The 18,022-nt window shown below is 33.8% G+C and carries 15 protein-coding genes; all 15 read left to right on the top strand.

The window, feature by feature from the left end:
- The first annotated feature begins 23 nt into the window (after positions 1-23).
- On the top strand, positions 24-170 hold the full coding sequence (locus BUA99_RS15135) for a hypothetical protein (RefSeq protein ID WP_159430948.1): 147 nt from the start codon (positions 24-26) through the stop codon (positions 168-170).
- 273 nt (positions 171-443) lie between these two features.
- Positions 444-917 (top strand): UpxY family transcription antiterminator, encoded by a 474-nt coding sequence (locus BUA99_RS11155; protein ID WP_072992244.1) that lies wholly within the window; start codon positions 444-446, stop codon positions 915-917.
- A gap of 188 nt (positions 918-1,105) precedes the next feature.
- The gene (locus BUA99_RS11150) at positions 1,106-2,389 is read left to right on the top strand and encodes a nucleotide sugar dehydrogenase (protein ID WP_072992242.1); all 1,284 of its coding nucleotides are present in this window, start codon (positions 1,106-1,108) and stop codon (positions 2,387-2,389) included.
- A gap of 307 nt (positions 2,390-2,696) precedes the next feature.
- On the top strand, positions 2,697-4,634 hold the full coding sequence (locus BUA99_RS11145; RefSeq protein ID WP_143151756.1) for a polysaccharide biosynthesis protein: 1,938 nt from the start codon (positions 2,697-2,699) through the stop codon (positions 4,632-4,634).
- An 806-nt stretch (positions 4,635-5,440) separates the two neighbouring features.
- On the top strand, positions 5,441-7,894 hold the full coding sequence (locus tag BUA99_RS11140; protein ID WP_072992238.1) for an SLBB domain-containing protein: 2,454 nt from the start codon (positions 5,441-5,443) through the stop codon (positions 7,892-7,894).
- 159 nt (positions 7,895-8,053) lie between these two features.
- Positions 8,054-8,935, top strand: a complete 882-nt coding sequence (locus BUA99_RS11135) for a Fic family protein (RefSeq protein ID WP_200778665.1) — start codon at positions 8,054-8,056, stop codon at positions 8,933-8,935.
- 364 nt (positions 8,936-9,299) lie between these two features.
- Complete coding sequence (locus BUA99_RS14980) at positions 9,300-9,533, top strand: hypothetical protein (protein WP_143151755.1); 234 nt, start codon at positions 9,300-9,302, stop codon at positions 9,531-9,533.
- A gap of 36 nt (positions 9,534-9,569) precedes the next feature.
- On the top strand, positions 9,570-9,815 hold the full coding sequence (locus BUA99_RS14975; protein WP_143151754.1) for a hypothetical protein: 246 nt from the start codon (positions 9,570-9,572) through the stop codon (positions 9,813-9,815).
- Between the two features lie 510 nt (positions 9,816-10,325).
- On the top strand, positions 10,326-11,387 hold the full coding sequence (locus tag BUA99_RS11130) for a Wzz/FepE/Etk N-terminal domain-containing protein (RefSeq protein ID WP_072992233.1): 1,062 nt from the start codon (positions 10,326-10,328) through the stop codon (positions 11,385-11,387).
- Between the two features lie 1,013 nt (positions 11,388-12,400).
- Complete coding sequence (locus BUA99_RS11125) at positions 12,401-12,823, top strand: adenylyltransferase/cytidyltransferase family protein (RefSeq protein WP_072992230.1); 423 nt, start codon at positions 12,401-12,403, stop codon at positions 12,821-12,823.
- 44 nt (positions 12,824-12,867) lie between these two features.
- Entirely contained in the window at positions 12,868-13,815 is a 948-nt protein-coding gene (locus tag BUA99_RS11120; RefSeq protein WP_317045041.1) for a GDP-L-fucose synthase family protein, read from the top strand.
- Positions 13,816-13,985: 170 nt separating this feature from the next.
- Positions 13,986-15,059: a GDP-mannose 4,6-dehydratase gene (gene gmd, locus BUA99_RS11115; RefSeq protein ID WP_072992450.1), complete on the top strand. Its 1,074-nt coding sequence runs from the start codon at positions 13,986-13,988 to the stop codon at positions 15,057-15,059.
- 15 nt (positions 15,060-15,074) lie between these two features.
- Positions 15,075-16,262 carry a UDP-N-acetylglucosamine 4,6-dehydratase gene (locus BUA99_RS11110; protein WP_072992225.1) on the top strand — a complete coding sequence of 396 codons (1,188 nt, stop codon included), beginning with the start codon at positions 15,075-15,077 and terminating at the stop codon, positions 16,260-16,262.
- A gap of 2 nt (positions 16,263-16,264) precedes the next feature.
- The gene (locus BUA99_RS11105) at positions 16,265-17,407 is read left to right on the top strand and encodes a LegC family aminotransferase (RefSeq protein WP_072992222.1); all 1,143 of its coding nucleotides are present in this window, start codon (positions 16,265-16,267) and stop codon (positions 17,405-17,407) included.
- Positions 17,397-18,020, top strand: coding sequence for an acetyltransferase (locus BUA99_RS11100; RefSeq protein ID WP_072992218.1), 624 nt, complete (start codon positions 17,397-17,399; stop codon positions 18,018-18,020). Before BUA99_RS11105 ends, BUA99_RS11100 begins: the two co-directional genes overlap by 11 nt.
- Positions 18,021-18,022 lie beyond the last annotated feature (2 nt).

Here is an 18,022-nt window from a genome sequence, read left to right as displayed (position 1 = left end):
ACAACAGAAAACGGTTATCAGTTATGAGTTATCTGTTATCCGTAAATATTATTAACCGGGTAAATGTACTTTCTCAACAACATTCTAAAAACGGCATTAAAGAACGGACAACCGAAAACAGACAACCGAAAACAGACAACCGAAAACGGGCATTAGAGAACCGACAATAGAGAACCGATAACGGATAACAGAAAACAGAGAACCGATAACCGATAACCGAAAACAGACAACAGACAACAGAAAACCGACAACAGACAACCGATAACGGATAACAGAAAACAGACAACAGACAACCGATAACGGATAACAGAAAACAGAAAACAGAAAACAGAAAACAGACAACAGAAAACCGATAACAGAAAACAGACAACCGACAACAGAAAACCGACAACTGAAAACAGAAAACAGACAACCGAAAACAGAAAACAATAAAAAATAATCCTATGAACTGGTACGTAGTGTATACAAAACCCAAATGGGAAAAGAAAGTAGCAGAGCAATTGTTGAAAAGTGGAATTGAGTGCTATTGTCCAATTATCACACAAGTGCGTCAATGGACGGACCGAAAGAAAAAGGTACAAGTGCCTCTTTTTAATTCCTATGTGTTTGTTCAACTGCAAGAAGCACAACGTAATTTAGTATTCCAGTCCTCTGGTGTAGTGCGTTACTTATTCTGGTTGGGTAAACCTGCTATTGTTAAAGATGAAGAAATTAGCGTTATTAAAAAATGGCTAGAAGGTGCTGATGGGAATGATGTTTTAGTAGAATCGATTAAAATTGGTGATACAATACAATTAGAATCAGGACCATTTTCTAAACAAAAAGCAATTGTACAAGAAATAAATAAAACACATTATGTTCTAGTTTTAGAATCTCTAGGATGCGTTTTAAAAATGAAGAAAAAAGATACTTTTTAATAGTTGTAAACGACTCATTAAAGTGTATTATTTTCAGAGTCTTTTATTGATTGATGATTATTGTCAACTTATTACTTGTTTGGAAATAGTATACACTTATTGCATCAAAGCGGCTGATAACTAATAACTTATTTTGATTAGTTCGCTGAAAAAATTACGAATACAAGATCATTTAGACCTTAAAATACATGGAATCAAAAATAAAAATAGCAGTTGTTGGTCTTGGATATGTTGGTTTGCCTTTAGCGCGATTATTTGCTACCAAGCATGCTGTTGTAGGGTTTGACATTAATCATAACAGGGTTGCTGAACTAAAACAAGGAATAGACACTACTCAAGAAATTGATTCGGATACGCTTAAAAATGTTTTAGTAGACGAACCCGTAATTTCTAATGGTTTGTATTGTACCACAAGCATTGATGATATTCGAGAATGTAATTACTATGTGGTAACTGTACCCACACCGGTAGATAAAAATAACCGCCCTGATTTAACGCCATTATATAAATCTAGTGAAACTGTTGGTATAGTTTTAAAAAGAGGTGACATTGTCATTTATGAATCAACGGTCTATCCAGGAGTGACTGAGGAGGAATGTGTTCCTGTTTTAGAGCGCATTTCAGGATTGAAATTCAATATTGATTTTTATGTAGGTTATTCTCCGGAGCGAATAAATCCGGGAGATAAAGAACATACCGTAGATAAAATATTAAAAGTGACTTCCGGTTCTACCCCTAAAGCAGGAAGGAAAATAGATGACTTGTACCAATCTGTTATTACTGCTGGAACCTATTTAGCACCATCAATAAAAGTGGCAGAAGCGGCAAAAGTGATAGAAAACTCGCAACGTGATATCAATATTGCTTTTGTCAATGAATTAGCTAAAATATTCAATTTGATGAATATTGATACACATGCCGTATTACAAGCAGCTGCCACGAAATGGAATTTCCTTCCTTTCAAACCTGGTTTGGTTGGTGGTCACTGTATAGGAGTTGATCCCTATTACTTAGCACAAAAAGCGCAGGAATTGGGTTATCATCCTGAAATCATTTTAGCAGGCCGACGTTTAAATGACAGTATGGGAGAATACGTGGCCTCTCAAATTGTCAAACTAATGATCCGAAAAGGTGTTGTTGTTAATGGAGCAACTTTATTAATGCTTGGAATCACTTTTAAAGAAAATTGTCCTGATGTTCGCAATACTAAAATTATCGATGTTATAACAGCTTTGGCTGATTACAGTATAAAAGTTACAATTTATGATCCATTAGCAGATCCTGCTGCTGTACAGCGAGAATATAAATTAGAAACCACTCAAGAACTTCCCAATCAAAAATTTGATGCAGTTGTATTAGGTGTTGCTCATACTGCATTTTTTGAACTTGATATGGGTCAATTGCAAAATCCAAACAGTATTTTATATGATGTGAAAGGTGTTCTAGGAGATAGGGTAGATGGACGATTATAAGTCTACAAACTACAATGAAAGCCATTAGGATAAATGATAGCAATTTATCTTTATACATTTATTTAAAAACTTACGTTGACTAATTTGTGTTTCAGAGTATTGTAAAATCAACGACAAAAATTATTTTTATTAAATTCTTATGGAAGGCGTAAAATAGTAATAAATTTAATATAAATCGTAAGTAAAATCAAGCAGCTATCGTACTTTTAATAAATTGAATTATATTTGCAAACGATAAAAATTAGTACAAAGCATTTCAATTCTATTCATGAAAGCAAATCAACCCAAAATAAAAAAAAATGCTACAATGAATAATGCTACAGATTTTATTGGCAGAAAATTTTTAGAAAAATACATTCTTAGTCTTGAATATCTTCCCAGATGGATAATTTTCTGTATTGATGTAGTAATTTTAATTTTGGCAAATACTATTACTTACACAATTGTAAAAAACTTGCAAGTTGAGTTTTACAGTACTTTATCTGTTCCAGTAAGGTTTGGAATAATTATCATTGTCAATACAGTCTTTTTTTTAATCTTTAAAACTTATTCCGGAATTATTCGTCATTCTTCTTTCATTGATGTGATAAAATTGTTGCTGGCTACAACATCTTCCATTTTAGTTTTAGTCGTTTTTAATTACTCTAGTTATTTAATTTTTGGAAAAAAAATATATCTTGTTCCGGGTTTAATTATCAATTTTGTCATAACATTTGTTTTACTATTTCTCTTTCGAGTCTTTGTTAAGAAATTTTTTGAACTTTTTAAAAAGCAAATCGATAGTGAAGAGGTATTAAGAGCGATGGTTTATGGCACTGACGCTAATGCTATATTTGTTGCTAATGCTCTTAAATCAGAGATGCCTTCAAGATTTAAACTATTAGGTTTTATCAGTAAGTCTGAGGTTAAGTCAGCGAGAACTATTCACGGGTTGTCAATATACAGTCAGAAGCGTGGAATACCAGTTTTGATGAGGTCTAGAAATGCGAATGCATTAATCATAGCTGATAAAAGTTTAAGTACTGCTGACAAAATAACAATTGTAGATCGATGTTTAGAATTTAATATTAAAGTATTCACACTTCCGGCTATTTCAGACTGGGATGATGCAAATGAAATTTCTAGAAAAGTCAAAAACATAGAAATTGCTGATTTATTAGAGCGTAATCCAATTGTATTGGATAATAGGCTAATTTCTCGCCAAGTCAAATCAAAAACGATTCTGATTAGTGGAGCAGCAGGATCAATAGGAAGCGAAATTGTTTGGCAAATTTTATCTTTCCAACCTGAAAAAATAATATTAGTAGATCAAGCGGAAACGCCTTTACATCATTTGTCATTAGAACTAAATAAAGCAGAATCTACTGTAGAGGTGATTTCACTCATAGCTGATATCAGGAGTTATGAAGCTATGGATGATATTTTTAAGAAACATAGTCCATCCATTGTATACCATGCTGCTGCTTACAAGCATGTCCCTTTAATGGAAGAAAATCCTGCTCAAGCAATTTTTACAAATGTTAAAGGAACAAAGAATTTAGCTGATTTATCTATCAAATACAATGTAGGAAGATTTGTTATGGTGTCTACAGATAAAGCGGTGAATCCAAGCAACGTTATGGGAGCTAGTAAACGCATCGCTGAAAAATATGTACAATCGCTATCTTTTAAAGATAAAGCAGCAGGAAGTTTAGGGACTAAATTTATCACGACACGCTTTGGAAATGTTTTAGGGTCAAATGGCTCTGTGGTTCCGTTATTCACAAAACAAATCGAAAATGGAGGTCCTATTACAATTACGCATCAAGATATTATAAGATATTTTATGACTATTCCTGAAGCATGTCAACTGGTTCTAGAAGCGGGAGCAATGGGTAATGGAGGTGAAATCTATATTTTTGATATGGGTAAGCCGGTAAAAATTATTGATTTAGCTAGAAAGATGATAAAACTAGCTGGGTTTATTCCTGATAAAGACATCAAAATTAAAATTGTAGGCCTCAGACCGGGTGAAAAGTTGTACGAAGAATTATTAAATGATACTTCTAAAACGGTACCAACACATAACGAGAAAATTATGATTGCACAGGAAAATCATAATGATTATTTATCGTTGCACGTCGCAATTAACGAACTTATAAATTGTACTAACTGCTTTGATAACGATATTATCGTTTCTAAAATGAAAGAAATTGTGCCTGAATTTAAAAGCATGAACTCTACTTTTCAAATACTAGATAAATAAACACTTTCAATTTACAGTGTTTAAATATTTCCTATTCTTTTTTTTGATAGCGATTGACCTGATCTTGTATTACTATTTAACGCTGCTTACCGTAATTTTTATTTAAATTGGTTAACCTCCACCTGCCATATCATCTTACGATAATAGTAATAAACCCGTTGGCTGTAATTAGTTTTGAAGGTGATTTTTCGTCAGTTCGAGTATTTTTCGATACAAAAATGTATCGAGAACAAGAAAAATTTCATTATTAACGGTCCTCGATACATTTTTTACTCCGTTTTACTCCACAAAAAAACACTCGAACTGACGTTTTGAATAATTACACCCAACGGGTTACTAATAAGTAAAATCATTACGTAAAAGTATTTTGTAAATAATCTTTCAAGTATTTGTAATAATTGTTTCACAATTATAATTTTTAAAGGAGAGCAAATGCATTCTTTTTTCATCACTATATTTAGTGATTTTATTTACTTTTAAAATAATTTAGGAACTGATACTAATTTGTCTAATAAGTTGTTATCCTCCAAGATCATTTTTAGTAAGCAAACCCTGATTTGATAATATTTTTTTATAAATTTTATAATACTATATTTGCAAAATAGTACGATTGCTTATGCTGCATAGCGCAGAACAACGTAAAGTTCTTTTAATAATTTGATTTATGTGAACCAGTATTGGGATTCACAGTGGCGAAGCCATCAAAACAACAAACACCTTTGTACTCAATAAATAAAAGTTTTGAAGACTATTAAGTAGTGTTCTTCATTATTTCTTTAATTTATAGCGCTCTAAATTTCCTTCCTATGAAAAATATTATCTTCTTCTCTCTTTTTTTAGTTCTTTTTCAAACATCGACTGTACAAGCACAAGATTTATTGAAAAGCACTGATTTAAGCACTCTAAAGGTAGATTACTTATCGGATAGCGACATTATCAAAATAAAAACGCAATTGCAAGCTAATAATGTTACCATTGATCAGGCTGAGCCTATGGCGCTGTCTAAAGGGATGTCAGCCGGTGAGTTTAGTAAGTTAAAAGCGCGTTTAGCTCAATTTGATACTAAAAAAGAGCCATCAAAAGAGGGAACAAAGGAGGGATTGAAAAATTCAGGAAAAGATTCAGAAGAGATTAATAGACAGAAAGAATTTGGACGAAAGCAACAGGAAATAGTAAATTTAAAGATTAAAGATTCACTCAATGCTTTGGTCTTTGGATCAGAACTTTTTGACAACCCTACTTTAAATTTTGAACCTAATTTAAAACTAGCTACTCCTGTAAATTATATATTGGGACCTGGTGATGAGCTGCAAGTAAGTGTGTATGGCGTACAAGAATTTAACGCCAGTATTCCCGTAAGCGTTGAGGGAAAAGTAACATTACAATATGTGGGTGAAATTTCAGTTTCAGGAATGAGTATTGAAGCAGCAACACAAAGAATTAAAAGTGCATTTGCAAGAGTTTACAGCACGGTAGCTTCTGGACAATCACAAGTTAGTGTCAGCTTAAGCCAAATCAGAACCATTAAAGTGACTTTGATAGGAAGCAGACAACCGGGTAATTATTCTATTTCATCATTAGCAACAGTTTATAACGCATTATTTTTAGGCGGTGGACCAGCAAAAAACGGAAGTTATAGAAATATAGAGCTATTGCGAAACAACAAAGTGTATAAAACAGTTGATATCTACAATTTTTTAGTCAATGGGGATCAATCGGATAATGTTGGTTTGAAGGATAATGATGTTATCAGAATTCCAGCTTACAACCAGCGAGTTACTGTTGAAGGGGAAGTAAAACGTCCGGGAATATTTGAAATGAAAAAAGGGGAATCGTTTGCTGATTTACTCCGTTTTGCTTCTGGATTTAACGAGTTCGCTTACACAGCGTCAGTAAATGTTTTACAAAAAACAGCTAAAGAATTTAAAGTGCGTGACATCAAGCAGTCTGAATTTTCAACCTATAATCCAGTATCAGGTGATGTATTCAACGTAACTAAAATATTAAATCGATTTGAGAATCGTATCAAAATTGAAGGAGCTGTTTTCAGGCCAAATTTTTATTCTTTTGCTGCAGGAATGAAAGTTTCAGATCTAATAAGTCGTGCTGAAGGTTTAAAAGAGGATGCCTATAGTAAGCGAGGAACAATTATCCGTTTAAAATCAGATTTGTCTACTGAAATTGTCAATTTTGATGTTGCCAAAGCGGTTGCCGGTGATCCAACAGAAAATATACTTTTGAAAAGAGAGGATAATGTGACTATTTATTCAGTACTTACTTTTAGAGAGGAATTCAAAGTGACAATAGATGGCGAGGTAAGAAATCCCGGAGAATATGATTATTATGACAATCTTACTTTAAATGACTTGATTGTTCAAGTAGGCGGACTAACGGGATCAGCTTCTAAAAGAGTGGAGGTTGCGCGAATGATTACTTCAGAAGAAATAGATGATGCCAACCCTTTGAAAGCACAGTTGTATAGTATCGAAATTAGTCCTACCAGAAACGAGCAGGCTAAGAATTTTATTTTAAAGCCCTTTGATGTAGTCAGCATCAGGAAAATGGCAGTATATGAAAAACCAGAATCAATTACGATAATTGGAGCAGTCAATTATCCCGGCAAATATGCGTTGGTCAAGAAGAAATCTACGGTATATGAACTAATTCAAAGAGCAGGTGGTTTAACATCTTTAGCGAATATTGAAGGAGTAAAAATAAAAAGACCCATTCAAGCAAAGCAAATTGAAGATCTTGAAAATGTAAATGTCAATTTAGGTAAAAAAGACAGCATCCAAGATAAGTTAGAGAAAAAGCTAAAAGAAGAACTTAAATTTGCCACTATTCCACTGGATTGGCAGGAAATAGTAAAAGATCAGAGTATAAGTGCTAATGTAACTTTATTTGCAGGCGATGAGATAGAAGTAGCCACTTTTAACGAGGGTGTTAAGGTGGCAGGAAACGTATTACTCACCTCCGAAATACCGTATGTTAAAGGAAAAGCTTTTAAATATTACTTGAATGCCGTAGGTGGTGTTGATGGGAAAGGATGGAAAAGAAAAGCGTATGTGATTTATCCAAACGGCAAGGCCTCTGTTACCAACTCATTTTTATTTTTTAACGCATACCCAAAGGTAAAACCTGGATCCCAAATCATTGTCCCAGAGAAGCCAGAAGTCAAAAAAGCAACAGTAGGAGAGTTAGTAGGAATAGGAAGTGTAATATCAAGCCTTGCGCTGTTAATCATTACAGCCTTTAGGTAATAGAGTTATCGGTTACGAGTTATCTGTTATCCGTGACTATTGCTAGCGATGTAAATACATGCTCTCAACAACATAGGACGGTTATCGGTTATGAGTTATCCGTAGATAGAATTAACCGGGTAAAAGGACTTTCTCAAGAACAGAGAACGGTTATCAGTTATGAGTTATCTGTTATCCGTAAATAAAATTAACCGGGTAAATGTACTTTCTCAAGAACAGAAAACGGACAACAGAAAACGGACAATGGATTTAGTACAATTAGTCATTAGATACAAAGCGTTAGCGATTGATGAGGTGATAAACCATGAAAAGTTTAATCATATCTCAATTGTGCATCATTCTACCAAGATTGAAGGCTCTACTTTAACCGAAGTGGAAACCCAAGTTTTGTTATCAGATGGACTTACACCCAAAGGTAAACCATTGCAGGATAGTTTGATGGTTACGGATCATTATACCGCTTTATTATTTACTTTACAAGAAGCAAAAATTAAAAGAGTTGTTTCTACTAAATTAATACAAGAGATTAATTCAATTGTAGTTAAAAATACGGCGCGAATTTACAATACTATTTTTGGAACAATTGATGCCAGCATTGGTGCCTTTAGAAAAGGAAATGTGACAGCAGGCTCTAGTTATTTCCCTAATTTTGATAAAGTAGCGGATCTTACTCAAAAAATGACACAAGCCATTCAGGAGCAAATGCAACAACCCATATCAATTTTAGAGCAATTACATCTTTCTTTTGTTGCTCATTTTAACTTGGTAAGCATACATCCCTTTTATGATGGCAATGGTAGGACATCAAGGTTGTTAATGAATTATATACAAGCCTATTATGGGTTGCCTCTTGCGATTGTTTATAATGAGTCAAAAGCGGAATATATTGAAGTTTTGATAGCTACTCGTGAACAAGACGATATTGAAGTTTTCAAAGCATTTATGACCACTGAATATGCAAGGATGCTTACAGCCGAAATTCAAAAGTTTGAAGATATGAAGAAACCATCGAAAGGACGAGATTTTACATTACTGTTCTAGGTTTTAGGGAAATTTATTTTTTTTGAAATGTCAAAACACATGCTATGCCAAGCTTTAGGGAAGAAAAGATTTGCGACAGAAAATTTATAGAAAATAGCGATAATTTTTTTAAAGTAAAGACTTCTTGATACTATTTTGAAAAGTAAAGCTACAGGATGGCTATCGAAAATCACTCCACATGAACCCTAAATAAAAACACAGGGCAGGCTGATTAACACACAAGAGAAAACCGAAAACGGTTATGAGTTATGAGTTATCAGTTTTCCGTAAATAGAATTAACCGGGTAAATGGACTTTCTCAAGAACAGAGAATGGTTATCAGTTATGAGTTATCAGTTATCCGTAAATAGTATTAATCGGGTAAATGTACTTTCTCAACAACAGTCTAAAAACGGCATTAGACAACCGACAACAGAAAACGGTTATGAGTTATCAGTTATCCGTAAATAGCATTAATCGGGTAAATGTACTTTCTAAAGAAATGTCTAAAAACAACAGTCTAAAAACGGCATTAGAAAACCGAAAACCGAAAACGGACAACAGAAAACCGAAAACAGAGAACCGAAAACGGACAACAGGGAACGGTTATCAGTTATGAGTTATCTGTTATCCGTAAATAGTATTAATCGGGTAAATGCACTTTCTCAAGAACAGTCTAAATACGGCATTAGACAACCGAAAACATAGAACCGACAACAGAGAACCGATAACAGAAAACGGACAACCGACAACCGACAACAGAGAACGGTTCTCAGTTATGAGTTATCTGTTATCCGTAAATAGTATTAATCGGGTAAATGCACTTTCTCAAGAAATGTCTAAAAACAACAGTCTAAAAACGGCATTAAAAAACCGAAAACGGACAACAGAAAACGGATAATAGACAACCGAAAACAGACAACCGAAAACAGACAACCGAAAACGGATAACAGAAAACCGATAACAGAAAACGGATAACAGAAAACGGACAACAGAAAACCGACAACGGAAAACCGAAAACCGAAAACTGACAACAGAGAACCGACAACCGACAACAGAGAACCGACAACAGAGAACAGAGAACGGTTATCAGTTATGAGTTATCTGTTATCCGTAAATAGCATTAACCGGTTAAATGGACTTTCTCAAGAACAGTCTAAAAATAACAGTCTAAAAACAGAGAACAGAAAACCGAAAACGGACAACAGAAAACGGTTATGAGTTATCAGTTATCCGTAAATAGCATTAACCGGGTAAATGGACTTTCTCAAGAAATGTCTAAAAACAACAGTCTAAAAACGGCATTAGAAAACCGATAACAGAAAACCGAAAACGGATAACAGATAACAGAGAACCGACAACAGAGAACCGACAACCGAAAACCGACAACAGAAAACCGATAACAAAAAACATGGAACAAACCCCAAACGACGAAATATCGTTAAAGGAATTAATAGATAAAGCAAAAGAATGGTTTAATTACCTCTTATCACAATGGAAAATAATTGTGATAGCGGGAATTATTGGAGCTGTTTTAGGTTTGGCCTATTCTTTCAGTAAAAAACCTATTTATACCGCTAGTTTATCATTTGCATTAGAAGATGAAAAAAGTGGAGGAGGATTGGGAGGAGCTTTGGGTTTAGCCAGTTCTTTTGGTTTTGACCTTGGCGGTGGCGGTGGTAGTATTTTTACAGGGTCTAATTTGAATGAGTTGTTCAAATCGCGGTCTATGGTCGAGCAAACGCTCTTAACTCCAGTCACTTATCAAGGAAAGTCTATTTCGCTTGCCGAAATGTACATACAAGAGCAAGAATGGAGAAAGAATTGGGAGAATAAACCACAATTTGCTAACATCCAATTTCCTGCTGAGGCCAATCGCAAAAATTTCACAAGAGTCCACGATAGTATCATGGGCGTGATGTATGATAATATTTCTAAAACGGGATTGTCTGTTGGTCAAAAAGATAAAAAAATAGCTATAATTACTATAGATGTAAATTCTACTAATGAGTTATTTGCAAAGTATTTTACGGAGGCCTTGGTTAAAAACGTATCTGATTTTTATGTGGATACTAAAAGTAAAAAGGCAAGGCAGAATATGGCTATTTTGCAAAGGCAAACAGATTCAGTACGAGGAGCGCTCAATGGCGCCATCACTGGAGTAGCTGTTGCTAATGATAATACTTTTATGTTAAACCCTGCGCTTAATGTGCGTCGTACTCCTTCAGCTCGCCGACAAGTAGATGTACAAGCCAATACAGCGATCTTGACAGAATTAGTGAAGCAAAGCGAGTTAGCTAAAGTAACGTTACGAAAAGAAACTCCTTTAATTCAGGTCATCGATCAACCTATTTTACCTTTAAAAAAAGAAAAATTTGGGAAGGCTAAAGGAATTGTTTTAGGTGGAATTCTGGCGGGATTTTTAACTGTTTTGTTTTTAATAGTACGTCGTATTTTTAAAAGTTTAGCTTAATTTTGATTGACTTTTTAAATTTATTTTTGCAGTAACGTTTAAGTATATTTAAAATTTTTTCCGCTGAACTATTTTGATCATTTAGAATTTTATAGTGATAGATTTTTTTTGACAAGCAATTTTGGTAGCATAAACACTTATTGAAAGTACTATCATGTTTTTGTCAAATCGAGCGTAGTCGAGATTATGAATCATTTACAAACAACGTTTCATTTTTCATAGCAATAATGATAACACGAACAACTTGAAAAATTTGATTGTTTTACTAACACATTCAAGATAACAATAGATTTATACCCAATAGTTGTTCAAATCATCGTCGTGTTTTTGCCAAATCGAGCGTAGTCGAGATTATGAATCATTTACAAACACCGTTTCGTTATTTGTAGCAATAATGATAACACGAGCAACTTGAAAAATATAATAATTTTATTAGCAGATTCAAGATAAAAATAGATTTATACCCAATAGTTGTTTAAATCGTCGTCATGTTTTTGTCAAATCGAGCGTAGTCGAGATCGTGAATCATTTGTAAGTAACGTTTCTTTTTTCATTGAAATAATGATGACTTCTGCAACTTAAAAAATTTGATTTTTTTGCTAGCACATTTAAGATAACAACAGATTTATACCAAATAGTTGTTTAAATCATCGTCATGTTTTTGTCAAATCGAGCGTAGTCGAGATTATTAATCATTTACAAACACCATTTCGTTTTTCAATACAATAATGATAACACGAGCAACTTGAAAAATTTGATTGTTTTACTAACACATTCAAGATAACAATAGATTTATACCAAATAATTGTTCAAATCGTCGTCATGTTTTTGTCAAATCGAGCGTAGTCGAGATTATGAATCATTTACAAACAACGTTTCGTTATGCATTGCAATAATGATGAGCTTCGCAACTTGAAAAATTTGATTATATTTCACTGGTAGAGTGGAAATATAAATAGTTTAAAAACCAGCATCAGATAAAAATTTTCGTTTCACAGATTAAATGTAATAATATGAAAAAGAAAGCTATAATAGTAAGTGGTTATTTTAACCCGATCCACAAAGGACATATCGAGTATTTCAACGAAGCAAGAAAACTTGGCGATGCACTATTTGTAATTGTAAACAACGATCATCAAAGAGAATTAAAGGGATCGAAAGAATTTCAAAATCAGGAGGAACGTTTATTTATTGTGGATAATATTAAAGCTACTGATAAAGTATTTGTCTCCATTGATACCGATAGAACCGTATGCGAGACCATTAAACACATTCATAAATTACATTCACAAGAGTTTGATTTGGCTTTCGCCAACGGCGGAGATCAAAATAACAATTCCATTCCTGAAGTTCCTGTTTGTACTGAATTAAATATCGAACTTCTGGACGGTTTAGGTGAAAAAATTCAATCGTCATCTTGGTTATTAAATAAATAAATTTTTTTTGAGTAACAATTTACTTGCTAGAGTTTAATAATATGATACAAAAAAGCACTAAAATATATATTGCAGGTCATAACGGAATGGTGGGTAGCGCAATTTGGCGCACGCTTATCGCAAAAGGATACACAAACCTAATCGGTATTTCTAGTAAACAACTCGATTTAAAAAACCAACAAGCAGTACACGATTTTTTTGCAACAGAAAAGCCAGAAATAGTGATTGATGCCGCTGCCAAAGTAGGCGGAATTCTGGCCAATAATGACTTTCCATACCAATTCCTTATGGAAAACATGCTGATACAAAATAATCTTATTGATACAGCTTTACAATCAGGTGTTGAAAAATTTATCTTTTTAGGCAGTTCATGTATTTACCCTAAACTAGCACCGCAACCGCTCAAAGAAGAATATTTATTGACAGATTCGTTAGAGCCAACAAATGAATGGTACGCTATTGCAAAAATTACGGGCGTCAAAGCTTGTCAAGCAATTAGAAAGCAGTTTAATAAAGATTATGTAAGCCTAATGCCTACTAATTTATATGGTACTCATGATAATTTCGACTTAAATTCTTCGCACGTTTTGCCAGCAATGATCCGTAAATTTCATGAAGCGAAAAAAAATAGTGAGCCTGTCGAACTATGGGGAAGCGGAACACCAATGCGAGAATTCCTTTTTGTAGATGATATGGCAGAAGCTGTTGTTTTTGCATTAGAAAATAAATTGCCAGAATATCTTTATAATGTCGGGACCGGAGAAGATCTAACGATTAAACAATTAGCAAAAACCATTCAAAAAATCACAAGACATCAAGGAGAAATTGTTTGGGATGCTACAAAACCTGATGGAACACCACGAAAATTAATGGATGTTTCAAAGATGCATGCATTAGGGTGGAAACATAAAATACAATTAGAGGAAGGAATCCAGAAGACGTATGATTGGTTTTTGGAAAATTTAGATCGTTATAAGGAAGTGAAGTTATAGTTTAGTTACACAGTGTAACTCAGTGAAACAAAAAACTATATATTTAAGCTACACGGAGTAACTCAGTGTAAAACACAGAGTAGCTCAGTGAAACAAAAAATTATATATTTAAAACTACATAGTGTAACTCAGTGCATAACACAGAGAAACACAGAGAAACTAAAAAAAACATGAAAGTAGCACTAATCACAGGAATTACAGGTCAAGACGGTTCATATCTAGCTGAATTACTTTTAGAAAAAGGATACATGGTTCACGGTGTAAAGCGTCGTGCGTCCTCTTTCAATACCCAGCGTATTGATCATATCTATCAAGACCAACATGAAAAGCATATCAATTTCAAACTTCATTATGGCGATTTGACTGATTCAACTAATATTATAAGAATTATTCAAGAAGTGCAACCTGATGAAATCTATAATTTGGGAGCAATGTCTCATGTAAAAGTGTCTTTTGATTCTCCTGAATATGTTGCTAATGTAGATGGTATTGGTACTTTAAGAATATTAGAAGCCATTAGAATTCTAGGTTTAATGAACAAAACTAGAGTTTACCAAGCTTCTACTTCAGAACTTTACGGTGGACTGGCAGAAAATAAAAATGCTGCTGGTTTCTACGATGAAAACTCGCCTTTCTATCCTCGATCTCCTTACGGTGTTGCTAAGATATACGCCTACTGGATCACTAAAAATTATCGCGAAGCTTACAATATGTTTGCCTGCAATGGAATTTTATTCAATCATGAATCTCCACGACGTGGCGAGACATTTGTAACACGTAAAATTACAATGGCAACAGCTGCAATTGCTAAAGGAAAGCAAGAATGTTTGTATCTTGGTAATCTAAATGCACAAAGAGACTGGGGTCATGCCAAAGATTACGTCGAAGCCATGTGGAGGATATTACAACAAGAGGTTGCTGAGGATTATGTTATTGCAACCGGTGTAACTACTTATATTAGAGATTTTGTACGTATGGCTTTCGCCGAAGTAGGGGTTGAGTTGCTCTTTGAAGGAGAGAATGAAAATGAAACAGCTAAAGTAGCGGCTTGCAACAATCCTTTATATCAGTTAGAAATAGGCCAAGTGGTGGTTCGTGTAGATCCTGAATATTACCGTCCTACTGAAGTAGATTTACTAATTGGTGATCCTACTAAATCAAAGACGCAATTAGGATGGAAACCTCAATATGATTTGAAGGCTTTGGTGAAGGAAATGGTGGAGGGTGATTTAAAATTATATTAAATTTGATATTATTATATGAACATTCTTAAATTAATAGGCAGATCTTCTGAAATATTTGAAAAAGATCTTCTGAAATATGAATATAAATTGGCAGCTACTGTTAGAAAATCTTCTTTTTTGGTGATTGGTGGTGCAGGATCTATAGGTCAAGCAGTGACTAAAGAAATTTTCAAGAGAAACCCGCAGAAACTTCACATTGTTGACATCAGTGAAAACAATATGGTAGAAGTTGTAAGAGACTTAAGGAGTTCTTACGGATATATTGACGGTGATTTCCAGACATTTGCTTTAGATATTGGCTCACTAGAATATGATGCTTTTATCAAGGCGGATGGGCAGTTTGATTATGTACTGAATTTGTCAGCTTTAAAGCACGTGCGAAGTGAAAAGGATCCTTTTACGCTGATGCGAATGATCGATGTTAATGTTTTTAATACAGAGAAAACATTACAACAATCTATAGAAAAAGGAACCAAGAAATATTTTTGTGTTTCTACTGATAAGGCAGCTAATCCTGTTAATATGATGGGTGCTTCAAAACGCATTATGGAAATGTATTTAATGCGAAAAAGTGAGCAAATACAAATATCTACTGCACGCTTTGCAAATGTTGCTTTTTCAGATGGGTCGTTATTACATGGGTTCAATCAAAGAATTTTAAAGAAACAACCTATAGTGGCACCAAATGACATTAAACGCTATTTTGTAACACCAAAAGAATCTGGTGAACTGTGTTTAATGTCCTGTATATTTGGTGAAAATAGAGATATTTTCTTTCCCAAATTAGACGAAAATCTTAATTTAATTTCTTTTGCTGATATTGCCGTTACCTATTTGGCTGAATTAGGATTTGAACCACATTTATGTGTAACGGAAGAAGAAGCAAGAGAAAATATGGATTATTTAATTGCTCAAAAAAAATGGCCTTGTTTATTTACTGGCAGCGATACTACAGGTGAAAAAGACTTTGAGGAATTTTACACTGATCATGAAGTGCTTGATATGAATCGATTTGAAAATCTGGGTGTGATCAAAAATGAAGCAATTTATAATGATGAAAAATTGGAAAATTTTACCTGTGAAATAAAAACAATGAAGCATAATCTTTCTTGGACAAAGGAGATTATTGTTGAATTATTTCATGATATGATTCCTAATTTTGGACATAAAGAAACAGGAAAATACTTAGACTCAAAAATGTAACTATGAATAATTTTCAAGAAACAATTTCTTTCATTAAGGAGCAATATAACACGAATGAATTTATTCCCTTACATGTTCCAAAATTTAATGGAAATGAAAAAAAATATGTGCTAGAAACTATAGAAAGCACTTTTGTGTCTTCAGTAGGAGCATTTGTTGATCAGTTTGAAAACATAATGACGCAAATTACAAATACACAAAAGGCAGTTGCTGTGGTGAATGGTACTGCTGGAATTCAGGTTGCTTTGCGACTAGTAGGTGTGAAAGCTGGTGACGAAGTATTGACACAAGCTCTTACCTTTGTTGCTACCGCTAATGCTATTGCCTATTGTAATGCGCATCCAGTATTTTTAGACGTTGATACAGATACTATGGGATTGTCTCCGATAGCAGTTGAGAATTTTTTAATTGAATTTGGTGATTTACGAGAAGATGGTTGTTATAATAAGAAATCAGGTCGAAAAATTAGTGCTTGTGTACCTATGCATACTTTTGGATTTCCTGTCCATTTAGACGAATTAATCAGAATATGCCGTTTATGGAAAATTCCTGTAGTTGAAGATGCCGCAGAATCCTTAGGAAGTGAATACAAAGGAAAACCTACCGGTAGCTTGGGAGATTTAGGTGTTTTTTCATTTAATGGAAATAAAATAGTTACTAGTGGTGGTGGTGGTGCAATTGTTACTAATTCTATTCCTTTAGGAGAAAAAGGGAAATACCTAACTACTACTGCCAAAATTCCACATCCTTATGAATATGTGCATGATGAAATGGGTTATAATTTTAGAATGCCTAATCTAAATGCCGCTTTAGCTTGTGCCCAATTAGAACAATTAGATGGTTTTTTAGAAAATAAAAGAACTTTGGCTGAAGAATATGCTTCGTTTTTTGCATCAAAAGGAATAAAATTTAGAACAGAAACTCCAGATACTAAAGCAAATTATTGGTTAATGTGTGTGGAATTAGAAAATAAAGAAGAGCGAAATTTGTTTTTAGAAACAACTAATGCAAATGCAGTCATGACGCGTCCTATTTGGCAGTTGATGTATCGTTTACCGATGTATGCAAATTGTCAGAGAGACGAGAATGCAAATGCGGAATTCTTAGAAGAACGAATAGTAAATATACCTAGCAGTGTTAGATAAAGAAGTAATTCTTATTGGATATTCAGGGCATGCTTATGTCGTTGCAGAAACGGTTTTAGAAAACGGTTTTAAGATTGCTGGTTATAGTGATATAGAACCAGTACAACAAGACCCTTTCCATTTACCTTATTTGGGATTTGAAAAAAAAGATGATTTCATTGGTTGGCAAAAGGAGTTTTCCTTTGTAATTGGTATTGGAGAAAATAATATCAGACAGAATATCGCAGCATTGATTGAAAGTAAAGGGAAAACGATCGAAACTATTATTCATAAAACCGCTCATATTTCAATAAATGCAGTAATAGGTTCTGGTAGTTTTATAAATAAGAATGTTGTTGTTAATGCACTTGCAAAAGTGGGAAAAAATGTCATATTAAATACAGGCTGTATTATTGAACACGAATGTGTTTTAGGAGATGCCGTACATATTGCGCCTGGTGCCGTTCTAGCAGGAAATGTTACAATTGGCGAGCGAACATTTGTTGGAGCAAATGCAGTAATTAAACAAGGAGTTGTGATAGGTAAAGATGTTATAATAGGTGCTGGAACGGTTATTATTACCAATATTCCCGATGGGAAAAAAGTAGTAGGAAATCCAGGGAGAATCATATAAAA

The sequence above is a fragment of the Flavobacterium segetis genome, assembly GCF_900129575.1.
GTDB lineage: Bacteria > Bacteroidota > Bacteroidia > Flavobacteriales > Flavobacteriaceae > Flavobacterium > Flavobacterium segetis.
Note: the sequence above shows the minus strand (reverse complement) of the source record. Positions and strands in the feature narration are given on the sequence as shown.